This is a genomic window from Trinickia sp. LjRoot230 (assembly GCF_964253315.1).
Taxonomy (GTDB): domain Bacteria; phylum Pseudomonadota; class Gammaproteobacteria; order Burkholderiales; family Burkholderiaceae; genus Trinickia.
On the sequence record NZ_CAXUQX020000001.1, the window covers coordinates 209,661 to 227,485 of the forward strand.

The following is a 17,825-nucleotide window of genomic DNA, read 5'->3' on the forward strand; positions in this document are numbered from 1 at the left end:
TCGCGTAATCGAAGACCTTCAAGCGACTGATGACGCGAACCGCGTCAAGACTGCCCCGCCAGATGAAAACGTTGGCGCGCGAAGTAACGAAATTTACATTTAGTAACATCGCCCTTGTCGATCAGAAATCGATTTCAGTCCGTGGATTGTTCGCGCCGATGATATCTCAAAATTTAAAAAATCTAGTGTCAGAAAGGAGTTGCAACAGGTTGTTCAACCACTAATTGACAATCGGGGTGGGATGGTTGTAGGAAAAAATCCGACTATAAAACGGGCGTGTGATTCGTCTGAATGTAACAACCGCTACCTTCGCCGCTGGCAGGGGGCAAAAAAAAGGAGCGCCGTGAGCGCTCCCTTTTGCAGATCGAATCGACGCGTCACGCGTTGCCAAAAAAGCCGCGCGCGCACCACAACCAACCTGACCACTGGCTTTACCGTTTAGCCGACGAACGCCTTTTCCACGACGTAGTGGCCGGGCTCGTTATTACTGCCTTCCTTGAAGCTCAAGGAGTCGAGCAACTCGCGCGTATCGCGCAGCATATGCGGGCTGCCGCACAGCATCACGCGGTCGTTTTCAATCGAAAAAGGCGCCACGTTCAGGTCGGCAAACAGCTTTTTCGTATCGATGAGCTCGGTGATCCGGCCGCGGTTCTGGAACGATTCGCGCGTGACGGTCGGGTAGTAGATCAGCTTGTCGCGCACCAATTCGCCGATGTGTTCGTGCGCCGGCAGGTGCTCGGTGATGTAGTCCTTGTAGGCAAGTTCGTCGACAAAGCGGCAGGTGTGCGTCAGAACGATTTTCTCGTAGCGGTCGTAGACATCCGGGTCCTTGATGATCGACATGAACGGCGCGAGACCCGTGCCCGTGGAAAGCAGCCAGAGTGTTTTGCCCGGCAACAGATTGTCGGCCATCAGCGTGCCGGTCGGCTTTTTGCCGATCAAAACCTGGTCGCCCACCTTCAAATGCTGCAGCCGCGATGTGAGCGGACCGTCTTGCACCTTGATGCTGAGGAACTCGAGGTTTTCCTCGTAGTTCGCGCTGGCCATGCTGTAGGCGCGGATCAGCGGTTTGCCGTCCACTTCGAGTCCCACCATCGTGAACTGACCGTTCTCGAAGCGAAAGGACGCGTCGCGCGTGCAAGTGAAGCTGAAAAGCGTGTCGGTCCAGTGGTGGACGGAAAGGACAGTCTGCGGATTAAGGTTGCTCATGGCTACGTGGACAATGCGAGAAAAGGCGGAACGCACCTGCGCACGAACCCCCCGGCCTTCGGCGGCGAGAGCCATGCGCTTTCGCGAAAAAACAGCTTGTAAGACGCTGAATCTGCTATTTTAGCGCGCTCGCGGCCAGCGCGTGCAGCCCGCATTGTCTGCGACGCATACCGGCATGTATCACGGGCGCCCGGAGGGAAGTACGAGGGACGTACGCGGTGCCGCTCGGCGCTTACGCGACGAGCTTCGCGCCAAGCCCGACCAGCACCGCGCCGAAGAGGCCGTCGATGGGCCGGCGCAACCGACGATAGCCGCGCTGGGTACGCTCGGCCGCGAAGAGCAGCGCCACGCAGAGGTACCAGCCGGCGGACAGCGAGCCGATCAGCGCAAGTACGACGCCATAGAACCAAACCGGCGGATGGATCGGAAATACAGCGGCGAACACACTGGTCCAGAACGCACACGATTTCGGGTTGGTGAGGCATGTGACCAGTCCCGAACGATAGGCTCGCCAATAGGCGAGCGCGTTCGGTGCAACGGGCATGTCGGCCGGCAGCTCCGCGCTTGCGGCCCCCGTCTCGGCGACGCGCGTGCTCGCGCGCAAGAGCTTGAGGCCGAAATAGACCAGATAGACGGCGCCGGCCACGCGGATGGTCTCGTAGAGCCATTCGACGCGATGCAGCAGTGCCGCGAGCCCGGCCATCGCGAGCGTCACCCAGATCATTGAGGCGGTCGCCACGCCAAGCGCCGACATCGCGCCGAGCCCGCGCCGCCCCGACAGCGAAAGCTGCGTCACCATGAAGAAATTGGGGCCGGGGCTGGCTGCCGCGACGAGATAAATGATGGCGAGCTGCAACAGGATCGGTACGTAATGCATGGAATGCATGGGGCGGTCGGCTCTGGGGGGCGGGGCTTATCGGCGCTACTGTACCGGTTGTATCGGTTCGTTGCTCACTCAATCGTCGAGCCGCAGCCGCGCGACATAGGGCAAATGGTCCGAGAGCCAGGCAGTGGCTTGCGTCGGGGCGATCCAATCGACGGGCCGCATGCCGCGGACGAACATTTTGTCGAGCGCAAGCGCGGGCGAGAACGCCGGAAACGTACGCGCTGCCTGCCCGAGTTCGGTCGCCACTTCTTTCAAGCCGTGTTCCGCGAACAGCGGAATGGAGTCATTGCGCCAGTCGTTGAAATCGCCTGCGAGTACGAGCGGGCCATCGGGCGCCTCGCGGGCGATCCAGTGGGCGATCCAGTTCATCTGCCGCAACCGCGCGGAGCGCGTCAGCGCCAGATGCGCGCACAGCAGCGTGACCGAGCGGCCAGCGAATGACGCCCGCGCGACCAGCAGCCCGCGCTTTTCGAAACGGTGCGCTGAAATGTCCCAACGCCCGCCGAGGTCGAGCGGATGCGGCGAAAGAATGGCGTTGCCGTGGCGCCAGGATGGCTTGAACACATTCGGGCCGAGCGCGATGTCGAGGTCGAGCGCATGGGCGAGTTCGGTCGCCTGACATTCCCAGACATCGGCAAGCGGCTCGTGCACGGGCGCACCGAAGCTTGTCGCGAGCATGGGGCCCGGCATACGCCGCGCCATCGCCTCTTGCAGGAAATACGCGTCGGCATGGGTCGATTCGACCCAGCGCTGCATCGCCTTCCAGGCGGTGAACCCGAGCGGAGAGCGCCCCTTGTGCAGGTTCCAGCTCACCGCGACGAACTCTTTTTTCGCGCTTTGAGCGGCTTCTTGTAGCAGTTCTTCGGGGTTTCGCATGCTGCGCAGCTCTGCCTCTGTCATATCGTCAGTGAGAAACCAAGCTCGCCTGCACGCGGTAGACGAGCATTGGATGGCCTTCGACGATCGTCCAACTCGCCCGCTGACCGGGCGGCACGATGAGCCCTGGGTGGTTCGCCGAGACGCGCCGCGGCTGGGGCGGCAGCGTGCAGCCATCGGGGGTGCGTTGCTGGCCTTCGTCCTCGATCGTCTCTTGAGCATCGATTGCAAACATGATGCCGGACGTGTCGGTCGAGATTGGGGAGATCGTCAGCGTGCGCGCCAGATCGATGCGCGCCGCCGGCCGGTTCTGGCAGCCGACGTCATGGAGGGTGTCGTGATGGTGCGTGGCCGTTACCGCCTGGCCGACGGCGGTCGTGCCGCTGAATGTGTCGATCGGCTTGCCGTCGCGCACGACTTCGAGTTGCCACTGTACCGTGAGCGGCTCCGCGGCTGTTTGGGGAGCCGTTTGCGCCTGTGCACCGAGCGGCACGCACGACATCAACCATACAAGCCACAGTAAGGCCGCGAGACCGGTTTTGCCTCTCATCCGAAACGTCTCCTTTGGGTTTCGTTGCCCCAAAACCACAAGCGCCCATCTTACGCCTAACGATGCCGAGGGGCGCTTTCGCCCGGGGCGCTGTAGCCACCTTGGGGCCTGTCAGCAGCAAAGGTGCCCGGCTGCTTGCTTTGCGCACGGAACTTGCGTGTCTACACTGAAATTGGAATCGTTGTAACGCAGCAAGCGAAACTCGCGCCGCCTTCAGGGCGCTGATGTTCGGGGGGAAGACCGACGGCGGCGAGCTCCGTTCGCACGAATGAGGTGGACAATGACAACAGCCATGGTCAAGCAGGAAATTGCAGTTGCGTCGTTCAGCAAGGTGTACGACCTCGAGCAGGTCGAAACTGCGCTGACCGAATTGGGAGAAAGCGCGAACGATGCATTGCGCGCAACGTACGAGAAGATGCTCAAGGTCGGCAATCTGCGCTTTTGCGTGAAGCCAACGCGGATGCCGGCGATCGACGCACTCATCGATATCTTGCCGAACTTCGCCGACCCGCTCGAGGACGTGCGGCGGCAAGTTGCGCTGTGCATGGAGACGGAAGATCGGCTCGAGCTGATGCCGATGCTGCTGCTGGGCGATCCGGGCATCGGCAAGACGCATTTTGCCAAGGCGCTCGCCCGCATCTTCGGCACGGCTTATCAGTATGTGGCGATGAGTTCGCTGACAGCCGGCTGGATTCTGTCGGGCGCATCGTCGCAATGGAAGAACTCGAAGCCGGGCAAGGTCTTCGAAACGCTGGTGAATGGCAGCTACGCAAACCCGGTCATCGTCGTCGACGAAATCGACAAAGCCAATGGCGATTCGCAATACGATCCGCTCGGCGCCCTCTATGCGCTGCTCGAACACGAGACGGCGCAATCGTTCATCGACGAATTCGCCGAAATTCCGATCAACGCGGCTCAGGTGATCTGGGTGGCCACGGCCAACGATGAACGCGCGATTCCGGAGCCCATTCTCAGCCGTATGAGCATCTATGAGATCACGCCTCCCGACGCGAACGGCGCACGGCGTATCGCACAGGCCATCTATGACGAGATCCGTTCGGCGCACGGCTGGGGGCAACGATTTGCGGCGGTGCTCGGTGACGACGCGCTCGATGCGCTCGCGCAGGCCTCGCCTCGCGATATGCGCCGCGCGCTGATGCACGGCTTCGGCGCGGCGCGCGTGGATGGGCGCGACGCCATTCGCGCCGACGATATCCGGCTCGAGCGCAGCGGCCGGCGCCGCCCAATCGGCTTTTAGCCTGCGCCGTCCATCGACGCCGTCCGCTCGTCGTACAATCGCGCTTGCACTATGCATCGCGCACAGTGTTCGGCCCTGATCGACACACTGCACGAGGCGGCCGCACGGCGCCTGGCAAGGCGTGCATCCCAGGTGCCGGGCCGACGTACGGCCCGAGCACCTCCACCGGTGACCAAGCGCGGCCACGAGCCGCGGCGACAAACATGGATCAGATCGAATGCGTAGTGATCGGCGCGGGTGTGGTCGGTCTGGCGGTAGCGCGCGCGCTGGCCGAGCGTGGCCGCGAAGTTATCGTGCTCGAGGCGACCGATGCCATCGGCACCGGCACGAGTTCGCGTAACAGCGAGGTCATCCACTCCGGCATCTACTACCCGCGCGGCTCGCTGAAAGCGACGCTCTGTGTGCGCGGGCGCGAGATGCTGTACGAGTACTGTGCCGCGCGCGGCGTGCCGCATCAGCGCTGCGGCAAGCTATTGGTTGCCACTGCGCGCAACCAGTTGCCGCAACTCGCCGCGATTGCGGCGCGCGGCAAGGAAAACGGCGTGCTCGATCTGCTGCGGCTCGACGCGCACGAGGCCCAGGCGCTCGAGCCTGCGCTCGAATGCGTGGAAGCGATTTTTTCGCCGCAAACGGGCATTGTCGACAGCCACCAACTGCTGCTCGCACTGCAAGGCGATGCCGAGCGCGCCGGGGCGTCCATTGCATTTCACGCGCCGGTGCAGGCCGTTGAGGCCACAGGCGGATGCTTCGTCGTGCAGGTGGGCGGGCCGGCGCCCAGCACGCTCAACGCGGCATGCGTCGTCAACAGTGCGGGGCTTTACGCGAACGCGCTGGCGCGCAAGATCAAGGGGCTGGACGCGCGCCATGTGCCGCCACTGTATTTTGCGCGCGGCAGCTATTTCACCATATCAGGTCGAGCGCCGTTTTCGCGGCTCATTTATCCGATGCCGAACGAGGCTGGCCTCGGCGTGCATCTGACGCTCGACCTCGGCGGACAGGCCCGCTTCGGCCCGGACGTCGAATGGGTGGAGTCGATCAACTACGACATCGATCCAGGCCGCGCGGACAGCTTTTACGCCGCGATCCGCGAGTATTGGCCCGCGTTGCGCGACGGCGCACTGCAGCCGGCCTATGCGGGCATCCGGCCGAAGCTCTCCGGCCCGGGCGAGAGCGCAGCGGACTTCTTGCTGCAGGGACCGGCGGCGCACGGGGTGCGCGGGCTGGTGAATCTGTTCGGCATCGAATCTCCCGGGCTTACGGCGTCGCTCGCCATCGCGCAGCGCGTGTGCGCGTTGGCTGGCTGCGCTTGACTCGGCATCGCGCCGCGCCTTCGTTGTATGCTGCCACCTGCTGTCGCAAGAACAGCCGCCCGAAGTGGTTCATTACAACACTTGGAGAATCCCCCGATGAAACAGTCTCGTCGTACGTTTTTGATCAGCAGTCTCGGCGCCGCGTCGGCGCTTGCGCTCTCGCGTGAAGCGCTCGCGGACGCACCCAAAGTATCGGAAAGCGATCCGACCGCGCAAGCGCTCGGATACAAGGAAGACGCCACGAAGGTCGACAAGGCGAAGTATGCAAAATACGCCCCGGGCCAGGAATGCACAAACTGCTCTTTCTACCAGGGCAAAGCGAGCGATGCGTACGCCCCGTGTCCGATGTTCGGCGGCAAGCAGGTGAACGGCAAGGGCTGGTGCAGCGCCTATAACAAGAAGGCGTAACGCCCGGCATGGCGGGCTGCCAGGCACGTGCTGGCAGCCCGCAGCGCATCGGCGGCATAGCGGCGCATAGTCACAGGTGGTGTGCGAGAAAGCTCATTGTGCGGCCGAGCGCCAGCGCCGACGCCCGCTGGTCGTACGACGAACGATCGGTGCAATTGAACCCATGGCCGACACCGGGATAAACGTATAGATCGGTGTTCGGTTTTCCGGCCAAACGCGCTTCGATCATCCGCACTGCGTCGAGTGGGATCGAATTGTCCCGATCGCCGAAGTGGAGCACGAGTGGCACGTTGATCTTATCGGCCTGATCGAGATCGTTCTGGATGCCGCCGCCGTAGTAGGCGACAGCGGCGTCGATCACGCCCTCGGCGGCCAGCCGGTACGCCAGGCGCCCCCCGAAGCAATAACCGATCGCGGCGACGCGGCCGACCATCTCCTTGCGTTGTTTCAACGCCTGCACGGCGGCGCTTAGGTCGGCCACCGTCTGGTCGACATCGGTCTTTTTGAAAAGCGCGAAGGCTTTGTCTCGATCGGCGCCTTCGTAGCCGAGTTCGACGCGTCGCTCGCTGCGCCATAAGATGTCGGGCGCCAGCGCCACGTAGCCCGCTAGCGCGTATTGTTCGGCCACGGAGCGGATATGCCCGTTCACGCCGAAGATCTCCGGGACAATGACAACGCCGGGGCCGTGCCCGGGTCGGGGCAACGCGAGGTAACCGTCGAAGCGCTGGCCATCGTCGCTTTCGACTTCGACCCATTGAGAAATCACGTTCATTCGATTCCCTTCGAGTAGGCTTTTCGGATTCAACAGTTTGGCACTGATCGGCAAGCACTGCAGTACTTGCCGCGCGCCTCGATCGTTCTCCAGCCGGAATTGAAACGATCTCGATTATTCATTTTTCCGCTGCATCGGGCGCGCGTAGAGTAGCCGTAGCATCCATAAGGAAAGGTTCGAACATGATCAACGCATTGCGCCATCCGTCGCCGTTTGCCGAACGTTTCGACTTGCGCCTGCCGCTCGTGCAGGCGCCGATGGCGGGTGCAACGAGCCCGGCGCTCGTCGCGGCCGCGTGCAACGCCGGCGCGCTCGGCAGTCTCGGCGCTGCTGCGCTCGCGCCGGAACAGCTTGCGGTCGATGTTGCCGCGATCCGTGCGGCCACCTCGCGGCCGTTCGCCGTGAACCTCTTCGTGTTGCCGCCCGCCTTGCCAGACGATGCAACCGTGCGGCGAGCGTTGGACGCCATCGATCCGTTGCGGGCCGAGCTCGGCTTGCCACCCGGCCATGCGCTCGATCGCTACGCCCCCGACTTTCGCGCGCAACTCGACATGCTCGTCGCATTACGCGTGCCGGTGGCGAGCTTCACTTTCGACGTGCTCAGCGCGGCGGACGTGGCGCGCCTCAAGGCAGCGGGCAGTTATGTGATCGGCACGGCCACGCACGTCGCCGAAGGCGTTGCCTGGCGCGCAGCGGGGGCGGATGCCATCGCCGCGCAGGGCGCCGAAGCGGGCGGGCATCGCGGCACCTTCATCGGCACGTTCGAAGACGCGCTAATCGGCACGATGGCACTCGTGCCGCAACTCGTCGACGCGCTCGAAGACGTGCCCGTGCTCGCGGCCGGCGGCATCATGGACGGACGCGGCATTGCCGCCGCGCTCGCACTCGGCGCGCAGGCTGCCCAGTTGGGAACGGCCTTCCTGAGCTGTGCGGAAAACCCGATCGCGCAGGCATGGAAGGAGCGGCTCGCTCGCTGCGCGGACAACGAGACAACGGTGACGCGCGCCATCAGCGGCCGTTATGCGCGCGGCATACGCAACGCACTGGTGGAACGGCTTGCCGCCACACCCGATCGCATCGCGCCTTATCCGGTGCAAAACGCGTTGACGCAGGAACTACGTCGCGTCGCGGGCTTGGCTGGGAAGGGCGATTATTTATCCCTCTGGGCGGGCCAGGCCGCGGCGCTCGGGCGCACGCGCCGAGCGGGCTTGAGCGTGGCCGACCTCGTCGCTGCGCTCGAAGCCGAATGGCGCGCGGCTTCGCTTCGTATCGGCAGCCTGGCCGGATAAACCGAACAAACCCCCTAATCGATGCCGATCGAAGCGGTTCGATGAAAGGTATCGACGTTTTGCATTGTGTCGTTCGGCAATATCGGTTACATGCGCCGATTGTGGCCATTGTCATTTGCCATTTGCCATCGCCATTCAATTCGGCGCGCATATTCTCGTTATGCAGATCGAAACAAAATACAGTACATAAACCGCACGCCTGCTTTCGAAACCCGCACAGGCGGGGCGTCTTCGAGCATCGGCTTCAATGCCGCGCGCCATTACTTGGCGGCGCGCTATTGGTAGTCATCCCGATTCTCAAAAAAATCCCCAATTTTAATTTGTTGTCCTACACTTGCGCGCAGCACGAGGTGCGGCTCGTCACGAACTGGCCGGTTCGCGTGCCAGACCAAGTGCATGACGATGCATCCGGCGTTTGCGCCCCTCGGATCGATCGACACGGACAGGACGAAGGCGGGGGTACGGGCGGGGACGCCGTTTTTGGGACCGAAACTGGAGACTTACATGAAAATCAAGATGCAAAAGGTGTTACCGATCAGCGCAGCGGCAATGTTGTTCGCTACGATGGCAGCGGGCGCGGCGGCGGACACGGTCGTCAAGATCGGTCATGTTGCACCGCTGACGGGGCAGATCGCGCACCTTGGCAAGGACAATGAAAATGGCGCGCGCCTGGCCGTGGAAGAGATCAACGCAAAGGGTTTGACGATCGGTGGTCAGAAGGTCACGCTCCAGCTCGACGCGCAAGACGATGCGGCTGACCCGCGTACGGGGACGCAGGTCGCGCAAAAGCTCGTCGACGACAAGGTCGTTGCGGTCGTGGGCCACTTGAACTCGGGCACGTCTATCCCGGCATCGAAGATCTATAGCGATGCGGGCATCGTGCAGATCTCGCCATCGGCAACGAACCCGGCTTATACGCAGCAGGGTTTCAAGACGACGTACCGTGTCGTGGCAACCGATGCGCAGCAAGGTCCGGCGCTTGCGAACTACGCGCGCGGTCTGAAGATCCACAGCGTGGCTGTGGTGGACGATTCGACGGCATACGGGCAGGGTCTAGCCAATGAATTCGAGAAACAGGCCAAAGTACTGGGCTTGAATGTCATGTCGCACGATCAGACCAACGACAAGGCCACGGACTTCAAGGCAATTCTGACGAAGATCAAGGGCGAAAACCCCGACGCGATCATGTACGGCGGCATGGACGCCACCGGTGGCCCGTTCGCCAAGCAAGCCAAGCAGCTTGGCTTGCGTGCGAAGGTGCTGGCCGGCGACGGTGTCTGTACCGACCAACTCGCTACGCTCGCGGGTGACGCTGTGGGCAACGTCGTGTGCTCGGAAGCGGGCCGTTCGATCGAGAAGATGGGCGACGCCGGCAAGAAGTTCCAGGCCAACTTCCAAAAGCGTTTTGGCGTGCCGATTCAGATCTATGCGCCGTTCACGTATGACGCCGTGTACATCATTGTCGATGCAATGAAGCGTGCGAACTCGACCGATCCGGCGAAGATCGTCGCTGCGATGCCGAATACCGACTATAAGGGTGTGATCGGCGAGACGACGTTCGACTCGAAGGGCGACCTCAAGCACGGCGTGATCTCGCTGTACCACTATAAGGACGGCAAGAAGACGCTGCTGAACGAAGTCGGCATGTAAGCCGGCTTCATCATTTGGCGGACCGCGGCGCGTACCGGGCGGTCCGATCAAGCGAAAAGGCGCGCAACGCTATCTTGGCTGCGCGCCTTTTTTCGTTGGTTGCCCCCGTTGCAGCTGTTGCCGCAGCATATTCGGTATCTCGTCAAATCCCGAGCCGCTTCAACACATTCGGACCGATCACGGCGACCAGCGCGGCGCAGAGCGCCACGACCGAAAGGCCAATCGGCAGGCTCGTAAGCTGTGCAACGCCGCCGATCATCACGGGCCCGAGCAGCATACCCACATAGGCCACACCGGCCACGTGCGCAATCCCCTCCGCTGCGTGCACGCCTTTCACGCGCATGGCTGCTGCGAAGAGCACCGGCATCATGTTCGCGAGCCCGAGCCCCATCATTGCAAAACCGATCAATGCGGTGCCGGTGAAGGGCAGCACGAGTGCGCCGATCATTCCGGCACAGGCGATCGACGCGCTGACGAGAACGAGTTGCGCGGCACCGAAGCGCGCTCGCACGGCGTCGCCCCCGAAACGCCCGGCTGCCATCGCCCCCGAAAACGCGGCGTAACCGGCGCTCGCAAGCGCAGGCGTTGCGCCCACGACGTCGCGCATATAGACGGCCGCCCAGTCGTACATCGCACCCTCCGCGACGAGTGCAATCAGCGCGACGGCGCCGAGCGCCCAGAGCGCCGGCGAGCGCCAGTGGCTCACGCGCGAATCGGACGCGTGCGGATGCTCGTCGTGCGGGACATGCGGCAACACGGAGGGGCAGGCAGCGCAGAGCATCAGCGCGCTGACGAGTGCGGCGAGGGCGAGATGCGATGCCGGTGTCATGCCCGACGACAGCAGCAAGCCGCCGGCTGCGGCGCCCGCCACACCGCCGATGCTGAACATGCCATGTAGCGACGACATGATCGGGCGGCCAAGCGCCGACTCGACTGCGCTTGCCTCGGCGTTCATTGCGACGTCGAGCGCGGCCATTGCACCGCCGAACGCCGCGAGCACCACCAGCAGCAACCAATAGTAGGGTACGATCAAGATCAACGCGGCGCAGCCCGCCATCGCCAGACCGCTCACTAGGCAGGCGCGCCTCGTGCCGACGCGAGCTATCCACTTGCCGCTGACGGTCATCGTGGCGATCGAGCCGCCGGTCAGCGCAAAGAGGGCCGCTGAAAGCCAGGCTGCATCGAGATGAAACTTATCGCGCACGGTGGGAACGTGTACCCCCCAGGACGCATAGGCCATTCCTACGAGAAAGAAGAGGACCATCGTGGCGTAGCGGGCGCGCTGACGTGCGCCGAATGACAACTCGCGGTGCGCGGCGGGGAGAACGGGTCGATCGGACGTTTGCGACACAAGTGGGCGAAAAATGGATTGTCGAGGGCGAACGGGAAAATCCCCGGCGTAGCGCGCAATGAGCCACTACGATGAACGTAACGCGAAACGGAAATGAAAATGCGAATGGAGGATTTTAGCGGACCATTTGCGCGCTCGCTGATAGCTGCGCGGAGAATCCGTCTTCCCAGCACGGAGATGTCATGAATATTTCTGCCCACGCTGCCCTTCATCTGCTGCACCGTCGACCGATCGGCACGCTCGCCACCCACCTGCGCGAACCCGAGGGCTTTCCGTTTCCGACGACATTGCCGTTCGCGCCGGATGCCCGGCATTGCCCCGTCATTGTCGTGAGCCGGCTCGCCGAGCACACCCGGAATCTGCAAGTCGATGCGCGCGCAGGCTTCCTGCTGGTCGATGCGCCGAATGAAGACGTTCTGAACGGCGAGCGTCTGACGCTGATCGGGCAATTTCTGCCAGTCGATGCGTCGGCTGCACTGGTGCGGCGCTATTTGCGCTACCAACCGGCTGCCGCGCGTTACCTGGCGCTGGGTGATTTCTCGTTTCGCGCGATGCAAGTGCAGCGGTTGCGTTTTATTGGCGGCTTCGGTGCAATGGGCTGGCTCGGCGGCGACGACCTCGATCCGCTCGAGCCGCTCGCGGACGACGACGAAATTGCATTGACTGAGTATTTCGATACACGCGCACGACGTTCGTCGACGCTCGAATTGCTCGGTATCGACCGATATGGTGCGGATTTGAAAGTCGCCGGCACTCGACGCCGGCTAATCTTCGATGCGCCCAAAACCACACTCGATGAACTCGAAGTGGCGCTCGCCAATGTCATTGAGGGCGATTCGATTAGATGATTCGCTCGCCCATTGGAAAACCTTGGGCAAAGCACACGCGTTCTCCGCGAGTTGACTGGCGCTCCGCGCCGCGCCGGCGACTGAAGCTGTCATCCGGTGAGAGTTTTTTATGAGATTGCTTATCTAAATTTCATCGGCTGAAAGGTATAGTAGCCAGGCGCACTATCTCGGGGGCAATATGCAAATGCGAGTCCTATTGGGTAAATCCCGATAGTTCGTTTGGGAAGCATCAATGATGGAAAGAAATTGAAAGGCCGACTTTAAAATTTCTGATTCTGGCTTTTCGATAGCTTGAATTCTGTGCTAATCTCGCTCCGAAATATCCGAGGCACCATGTATTCAAATGGCAAACGGCATCAGACCGGTGTCATTTACCGAAACCACAAGGGAACGTATGTCTTCTTACAAGGAACTTCTCGCGCAACGCGAAAAGCTGGAGAAGCAGATCGAAGAAGCTAAGGCGCGCGAATACGCCGAAGTACTGAACGAAATCAAGCAGAAAATGGCCGATTATGGCATTTCGCTTGCTGAGCTCGGCGGTCGCAAGCAAGGTAAAGTGGGGCGTCCGCGTGCAGGGGTCGCACCGAAATACCGCGATCCGAACACGGGCAGCACTTGGTCCGGCCGCGGTAAACCGCCGCGTTGGATCGCTGGTCAAAATCGCGACGAATTCCTTATCCAACGATAAGCGAATCTGAATTTCCGAGAGTTAGGGCTGCGCCAACGGCCGCCCGGGTCCTCGATCAATAAAAGCCGTGCCCCGAAAGGTCGCACGGCTTTTTATTTGTCTTACGAAATTCGCATACGTGCCCCGCAGCGCTAAACAATGCGTTTCGTCAGGCGGACGCGCTGCTTCGAAACAAGGGAAACGCGAATAATTTGTGTTCTCATAAGCGCATGATTTACAAGTGAATTCTCCATCGTCGAAGCGGCATTTGAGCGAGCGGCTTTGGTAGAATCTCCGTTTACTGCGATCTTTGTCGAACCGCATTCCGATGCATGCACAATTGAATGCCGAATCCGGCGAAAAACAGGCCGTCGCGCGCAAGAGCACGTTGGTGAGTGTCGCGCTGAACCTGGTCCTGATGGCGCTGCAAATTGCGGTCGGGGTTTTCGCGCATTCTCAAGCGCTCGTGGCTGATGGCGTGCATTCGCTCGCTGATCTTATTTCCGATTTCATCGTGCTCTTCGCCAATCGCGCGAGTGCGGAAAAACCCGACGCTGATCACAATTATGGGCACGGTCGCTATGAAACCGTTGCCTCGCTGTTTTTAGGGGCGTTGCTCGTTGCGGTAGGCATCGGAATGCTGTGGCGCGCGGGCGTGCGCCTGGCCGATTTGAATGCGATTCCGCCGGTTCATGTCAGCGCGCTCGTGGTCGCGCTGCTTGTCCTCGTCTCGAAAGAAAGCCTGTTTCGCTACATGCTGCGCGAGGCGCAACGCGTCCGCTCGGCCATGCTGATTGCCAACGCCTGGCACGCGCGTTCCGACGCCGCCTCGTCGCTCGTAGTAGCGCTTGGCATCGTCGGCAGCTTGGCTGGCGTGCGCTTGCTGGACCCGATCGCGGCGGCGATCGTCGGCTTTCTGGTCGCTCGCATGGGGTGGGTATTCGGTTGGAACGCTTTACAGGACTTGTCCGACCGCGCGCTCGACGAAGCCGCCACGGCCGACATCCGGACGCTGCTGATGGCCACCCCCGGCGTGCGTGACGTGCACGAGCTCCGCACGCGCAAAATGGGGGACTTCGCGCTCGTCGACGCGCACATCCTCGTCGACCCTTTGATCTCCGTATCGGAGGGGCATTACATCGCTGAATCGGCCCGTAGTCGCGCGTTGACGGACAAGCGCGTCATCGACGCGCTCATTCACGTCGATCCCGAAAACGACGCCCTTGCCCATACGAGCGTGCTTCTGCCGACGCGCACCGACGTGGCGGCGCTCGTCGACGCTGAACTGGCACGTTACGGCCTGCGCGCCGCGGCGCTCACCGTTCACTACTTGAGCACCGGGCTCGACCTCGACATTACGCTCGCCTCCGATGCGCTGGCTGATCGCGAGCACGACGCCGACCTTGCCAACCGCCTCGACCTGACGAGTTTAAAAGCGCGGCTTGGCGCGAGCAGAATCACATTGCAGCGCAGAGTAGATCCGGCAACGGCACGAACGCAGGGCTGCGTGAAGCATTCGGCGTAAGGGTGACGCTCGTCGAGCAGCCCGGCTTGCGCGGCGGTTTAGAGCCGCGATTCAAAGCGGCAGTTGCGTGTCGAACTTGATTTCGCGCAGCACGACGCTCGTCCTGACTTGCGCGACCGCGGGGATCTTGAAAATCCGCTCGTGCAGGAACGCATCGTAGGCCTTGATGTCGGGGGCGACGATCTTGAGGATGTAGTCTGCTTCGCCGGTCGTGCTGTAGCACTCGGTGACCTCGGGGCAGGTGGCAATCTCGCGCTCGAATTGTTCGACGCCGCCTTCTGTATGCCGCGTGAGATGGATATGGGCGAGTGCGCAGACATGCAGGCCAAGCTTTTCGCGATCGAGCAGCGCCGTATAACGCTGAATGACTCCCGATTGCTCCATGTCCTTGATTCGCCGCCAGCATGGCGTACTCGAAAGGCCCACTTGATCGGAAATCTCCTGCACTGAGCGGCGCGCGTCGAGCTGCAGCAAGCGCAGGATTTTCTGTGAGAAGGTATCGAGTGTCATCCGCGCCTCCGTTCGGCCGCTACATCCACGAATACTAGTGGCCGGAGAAATAAAAGGCAATCGAATGAGCAAAAAGCGAGGGAGATTACCTAATTTGGTGGGCTCTCGGCGTCGTTTTGCCCTGGGCCGCCCGGCCCGGTTTTTTCCGCTTTGAGCGCCGCGAGCGCTGGGCTTTGCTGCCAAACCCTCAGGTCGGCGAGCATGTTGCAAAAAAGGGCGCCTTGCTCGATGGCGTCGTCGAGTGCGACGTGGGTATGCGGGTGGTCGTCGAACCAGTGCCTGGGCATGCGCGGTTTGATGCACTTGCGATACGGCAGGCCCGTCATCGCGAAAGCGAGCGTCTTGATATCGAGCGCGGACCATGAAAATGGGCAGCGGCCAGCGAAGCGCATCATGTACCAGAACATGAAGGTGAAATCGAACCCTGCCGGCATGCCGACGAACACCGGCTTGCCGGGTAACGCCTCCACCCAGTCCACATAGGCCGGCAGCGCTTCTTCGGGGGTGCGCAGATCGGCCCGACAGGCTGCCCAGGCTTCGCGCTGCGTTTTCCACCAGGCTGCCTGAACCGGATGCGCTGTGGCGCCGGGCAGCGTTTCGAGATTCGCCGAAAACGTGCCGATCAGCTGCTTGTCCGGTGTATAGGCGGCGGAGGCGAAGCTCAGCATCGAATGCGGGCCGGGAATCGGCCCATCGGCTTCGATATCGGTACTGACATAGATTTCTTGCGTCACGCGCTCACTCCATCGGCGACATAAGGGTTTGAACGCCGCTCTTCGCCGAAGGTCGAGCTCGGGCCGTGACCCGGCACGAACGTGATGTCATCGCCCAACGGCCAGAGCTTGGTGCGGATCGAACGGATCAAATCGGCGTGGTTGCCGCGCGGGAAATCAGTGCGGCCGATCGAACCGGCGAACAGTACGTCGCCCACGCAGGCAAGGCGGTGCCGGCGGCTCACGAATACGACGTGCCCCGGCGTGTGCCCGGGGCAGTGATAGACGTCGAGCGTTTCTTCGCCGAAGCGGACCGTATCGCCATCGTCGAGCCAGCGATCCGGCTCGAAGGGCTCGGCAGGCGGGAAACCGAAGCGCGCGCTTTGCGCGGCCAATTGATCGATCCAGAACCGTTCGTCGACCTGCGGACCTTCGATCGGGACGCCGTGACTCGTCGCGAGCGCCTTCGCCGCGCCGCAGTGATCGAGATGGCCGTGCGTCAAGAACACCTTTTCGAGCGAGACCTGCTCGCTTTGCAGCACACGCTCGATCAATTCGATGTCACCGCCCGGGTCGACCACGGCGGCGCGCTGCGTCGCTTCGCAAACAAGCACCGAGCAGTTTTGCTGGAAAGGGGTAACCGGAACGACGAAGACCTTCATGGGATGCGGCGCGCGAAATGGGAAGGGCCAAAAGCGATCATTGTACCGGTCAGCCTCCGTTCACGCGCTTGTCCGTTCGGCTAATCGAAACGACGACGGCAATGCAGATTATTGCAGCCATAGGGATAATCAATGACCGCGGGTACCCGCGATGCTGGCTTACCCGTCGCTTTTGCTATAATGGCACCCATCGAGCGCGGTTTTTGCCCGCGCCGCCAATTGCCGACCGGGCCGCTTTGTCGTCTTGCGCCCGGTTGTCTTCAATGAAGCCGTCAACGTAGCGGCTTCCATTCCGTATCGACTGAGTTCGATGCACACGTCTTGACCGGCCGGGCGCCACGCGCCCGTCGCAGCCAGCGGGCTGCACCGCCGGGCAAGCCAACGCCGCCGTTCCTCGCGCCTTTGGCGCGCAAGAGAGCGTGCAAGTCATGTTCGACGACGGCGTGTGGGGTCTGGCAAGCTGCTGGGGACAGTCGCGCCAGACGTGAATACCAACCGGGCAAATTGCGGCCGAGTGTGGCCGCAGCCGAGCATCCGCTTGCGGTGCCGCTTCTCAAAGCGGTGGCGCGTGCGTTCGCTTGGTTGCCAGAGCCGCTCGTTGCGTTGCCGAACTGCTGTTGTTCGAGTTCGACGCGATGCACGGCTCGACACTGTGGCAGGCACGTCATATGAATGATCGAATTCGTCGATTCGTGGGAACGGTTTCTGTCTTGGCTTTGCTGGCGGGCTGTGCAGCGTCACCGTCGCAAACCGGCAATGCCAGCCTGAGCGGCGCGCCGCTCGCAACGCGCGCGGGTGCGCCGCTCGGTTACGGTGAGGCCGCTGCGCCTGTGCCGGCACCGAGTTCGAAGCTGGGGGATGCAAAACCGATCGACGAGGACATCCCTGATGTCTCGGGCTTCAAACAAACGGGCCGCGCCTCGTGGTACGGCAAGCAGTTCAACGGACGCCGTACGGCAAGCGGTGAGCGCTTCGATATGCACGCGATGACGGCGGCGCACAAGACGTTGCCGCTCGCCGCGTATGTGCGCGTCACCAATGCGGCGAACCAGAAATCCGTCGTGGTCAAGATCAACGACCGTGGGCCATATGTCCGTGGCCGCGTGATCGATTTATCGTATGCGGCTGCCCGCGAGATCGGTTTGCATACGAGCGGCACGGCCCGCGTAAAGATTGAAGGACTGACACAGCAAGAAGCTCAGGCTCAGGCTCAACGTCCGGACGTCATGGCATCGGTGAACCCGCCGAAAGACTCGTCGCCATCGCAGCCGTAACGGCTGACCGATGCGCGGCCGATGACGGTGCTGTCGGCCCGCGCAAGGTGGGTCGTCAGCAAGTCAT

19 protein-coding genes are annotated in these 17,825 nt (G+C 62.1%); 9 read left to right on the forward strand and 10 right to left on the reverse strand.

Translation table 11 applies throughout. The features are described from left to right. Nucleotides 1–438: 438 nt before the first annotated feature. The 4 genes from ACSQ20_RS00960 to ACSQ20_RS00975 all read right to left on the reverse strand — a co-directional run bounded on the left by ACSQ20_RS00960 (nt 439) and on the right by ACSQ20_RS00975 (nt 3,521). Entirely contained in the window at nt 439–1,209 is a 771-nt protein-coding gene (locus ACSQ20_RS00960; RefSeq protein WP_436016610.1) for a ferredoxin--NADP reductase, read from the reverse strand. A 232-nt stretch (nt 1,210–1,441) separates the two neighbouring features. Continuing rightward, nucleotides 1,442–2,086: a LysE family translocator gene (locus ACSQ20_RS00965; RefSeq protein ID WP_436022818.1), complete on the reverse strand. Its 645-nt coding sequence runs from the start codon at nt 2,084–2,086 to the stop codon at nt 1,442–1,444. A gap of 78 nt (nt 2,087–2,164) precedes the next feature. Further along, nucleotides 2,165–2,971, reverse strand: a complete 807-nt coding sequence (locus ACSQ20_RS00970; RefSeq protein ID WP_436016612.1) for an endonuclease/exonuclease/phosphatase family protein — start codon at nt 2,969–2,971, stop codon at nt 2,165–2,167. A gap of 28 nt (nt 2,972–2,999) precedes the next feature. Beyond that, nucleotides 3,000–3,521 carry a hypothetical protein gene (locus ACSQ20_RS00975; RefSeq protein ID WP_436016614.1) on the reverse strand — a complete coding sequence of 174 codons (522 nt, stop codon included), beginning with the start codon at nt 3,519–3,521 and terminating at the stop codon, nt 3,000–3,002. A gap of 280 nt (nt 3,522–3,801) precedes the next feature. Here ACSQ20_RS00975 and ACSQ20_RS00980 point away from each other — a divergent pair, with 280 nt between their 5' ends. The 3 genes from ACSQ20_RS00980 to ACSQ20_RS00990 all read left to right on the forward strand — a co-directional run bounded on the left by ACSQ20_RS00980 (nt 3,802) and on the right by ACSQ20_RS00990 (nt 6,497). Beyond that, entirely contained in the window at nt 3,802–4,779 is a 978-nt protein-coding gene (locus tag ACSQ20_RS00980; protein ID WP_436016616.1) for an AAA family ATPase, read from the forward strand. 65 nt (nt 4,780–4,844) lie between these two features. After that, nucleotides 4,845–6,089, forward strand: a complete 1,245-nt coding sequence (locus tag ACSQ20_RS00985; protein ID WP_436022820.1) for an NAD(P)/FAD-dependent oxidoreductase — start codon at nt 4,845–4,847, stop codon at nt 6,087–6,089. Nucleotides 6,090–6,185: 96 nt separating this feature from the next. Further along, nucleotides 6,186–6,497 carry a high-potential iron-sulfur protein gene (locus ACSQ20_RS00990; RefSeq protein WP_436016618.1) on the forward strand — a complete coding sequence of 104 codons (312 nt, stop codon included), beginning with the start codon at nt 6,186–6,188 and terminating at the stop codon, nt 6,495–6,497. Nucleotides 6,498–6,567: 70 nt separating this feature from the next. On the opposite strand, the gene ACSQ20_RS00995 is transcribed toward ACSQ20_RS00990, so the two are convergent. Continuing rightward, entirely contained in the window at nt 6,568–7,263 is a 696-nt protein-coding gene (locus ACSQ20_RS00995) for a dienelactone hydrolase family protein (RefSeq protein WP_436022822.1), read from the reverse strand. Nucleotides 7,264–7,451: 188 nt separating this feature from the next. Here ACSQ20_RS00995 and ACSQ20_RS01000 point away from each other — a divergent pair, with 188 nt between their 5' ends. Together ACSQ20_RS01000 and ACSQ20_RS01005 are read left to right on the forward strand one after the other, a co-directional pair. Next, on the forward strand, nt 7,452–8,558 hold the full coding sequence (locus ACSQ20_RS01000; protein WP_436016620.1) for an NAD(P)H-dependent flavin oxidoreductase: 1,107 nt from the start codon (nt 7,452–7,454) through the stop codon (nt 8,556–8,558). Nucleotides 8,559–9,062: 504 nt separating this feature from the next. Continuing rightward, complete coding sequence (locus ACSQ20_RS01005) at nt 9,063–10,208, forward strand: branched-chain amino acid ABC transporter substrate-binding protein (RefSeq protein ID WP_436016622.1); 1,146 nt, start codon at nt 9,063–9,065, stop codon at nt 10,206–10,208. 142 nt (nt 10,209–10,350) lie between these two features. On the opposite strand, the gene ACSQ20_RS01010 is transcribed toward ACSQ20_RS01005, so the two are convergent. Next, nucleotides 10,351–11,559 carry an MFS transporter gene (locus tag ACSQ20_RS01010; RefSeq protein ID WP_436016624.1) on the reverse strand — a complete coding sequence of 403 codons (1,209 nt, stop codon included), beginning with the start codon at nt 11,557–11,559 and terminating at the stop codon, nt 10,351–10,353. A gap of 182 nt (nt 11,560–11,741) precedes the next feature. Here ACSQ20_RS01010 and ACSQ20_RS01015 point away from each other — a divergent pair, with 182 nt between their 5' ends. From ACSQ20_RS01015 to ACSQ20_RS01025, 3 genes are all read left to right on the forward strand, one after another. Then, on the forward strand, nt 11,742–12,407 hold the full coding sequence (locus ACSQ20_RS01015; protein ID WP_436016626.1) for a HugZ family protein: 666 nt from the start codon (nt 11,742–11,744) through the stop codon (nt 12,405–12,407). 394 nt (nt 12,408–12,801) lie between these two features. Then, the gene (locus ACSQ20_RS01020) at nt 12,802–13,095 is read left to right on the forward strand and encodes an H-NS histone family protein (protein ID WP_436022824.1); all 294 of its coding nucleotides are present in this window, start codon (nt 12,802–12,804) and stop codon (nt 13,093–13,095) included. Between the two features lie 307 nt (nt 13,096–13,402). Continuing rightward, complete coding sequence (locus ACSQ20_RS01025) at nt 13,403–14,599, forward strand: cation diffusion facilitator family transporter (protein WP_436016628.1); 1,197 nt, start codon at nt 13,403–13,405, stop codon at nt 14,597–14,599. A gap of 51 nt (nt 14,600–14,650) precedes the next feature. Here the strand turns inward: ACSQ20_RS01025 and ACSQ20_RS01030 are convergent, their stop codons facing one another. The 4 genes from ACSQ20_RS01030 to ACSQ20_RS01045 form a co-directional block, all read right to left on the reverse strand. Then, the gene (locus tag ACSQ20_RS01030) at nt 14,651–15,109 is read right to left on the reverse strand and encodes an Lrp/AsnC family transcriptional regulator (RefSeq protein WP_121281195.1); all 459 of its coding nucleotides are present in this window, start codon (nt 15,107–15,109) and stop codon (nt 14,651–14,653) included. Between the two features lie 89 nt (nt 15,110–15,198). Then, nucleotides 15,199–15,843 carry an exonuclease gene (locus ACSQ20_RS01035; RefSeq protein WP_436016630.1) on the reverse strand — a complete coding sequence of 215 codons (645 nt, stop codon included), beginning with the start codon at nt 15,841–15,843 and terminating at the stop codon, nt 15,199–15,201. Further along, the gene (locus tag ACSQ20_RS01040) at nt 15,840–16,484 is read right to left on the reverse strand and encodes an MBL fold metallo-hydrolase (RefSeq protein ID WP_436016632.1); all 645 of its coding nucleotides are present in this window, start codon (nt 16,482–16,484) and stop codon (nt 15,840–15,842) included. Before ACSQ20_RS01040 ends, ACSQ20_RS01035 begins: the two co-directional genes overlap by 4 nt. Nucleotides 16,485–16,756: 272 nt before the next feature. Next, nucleotides 16,757–17,152 (reverse strand): hypothetical protein, encoded by a 396-nt coding sequence (locus tag ACSQ20_RS01045; RefSeq protein WP_436016634.1) that lies wholly within the window; start codon nt 17,150–17,152, stop codon nt 16,757–16,759. On the opposite strand from ACSQ20_RS01045, the gene ACSQ20_RS01050 reads away from it, so the two are divergent. Further along, nucleotides 17,153–17,758: a septal ring lytic transglycosylase RlpA family protein gene (locus ACSQ20_RS01050; RefSeq protein WP_436016636.1), complete on the forward strand. Its 606-nt coding sequence runs from the start codon at nt 17,153–17,155 to the stop codon at nt 17,756–17,758. Nucleotides 17,759–17,825: the final 67 nt, after the last annotated feature.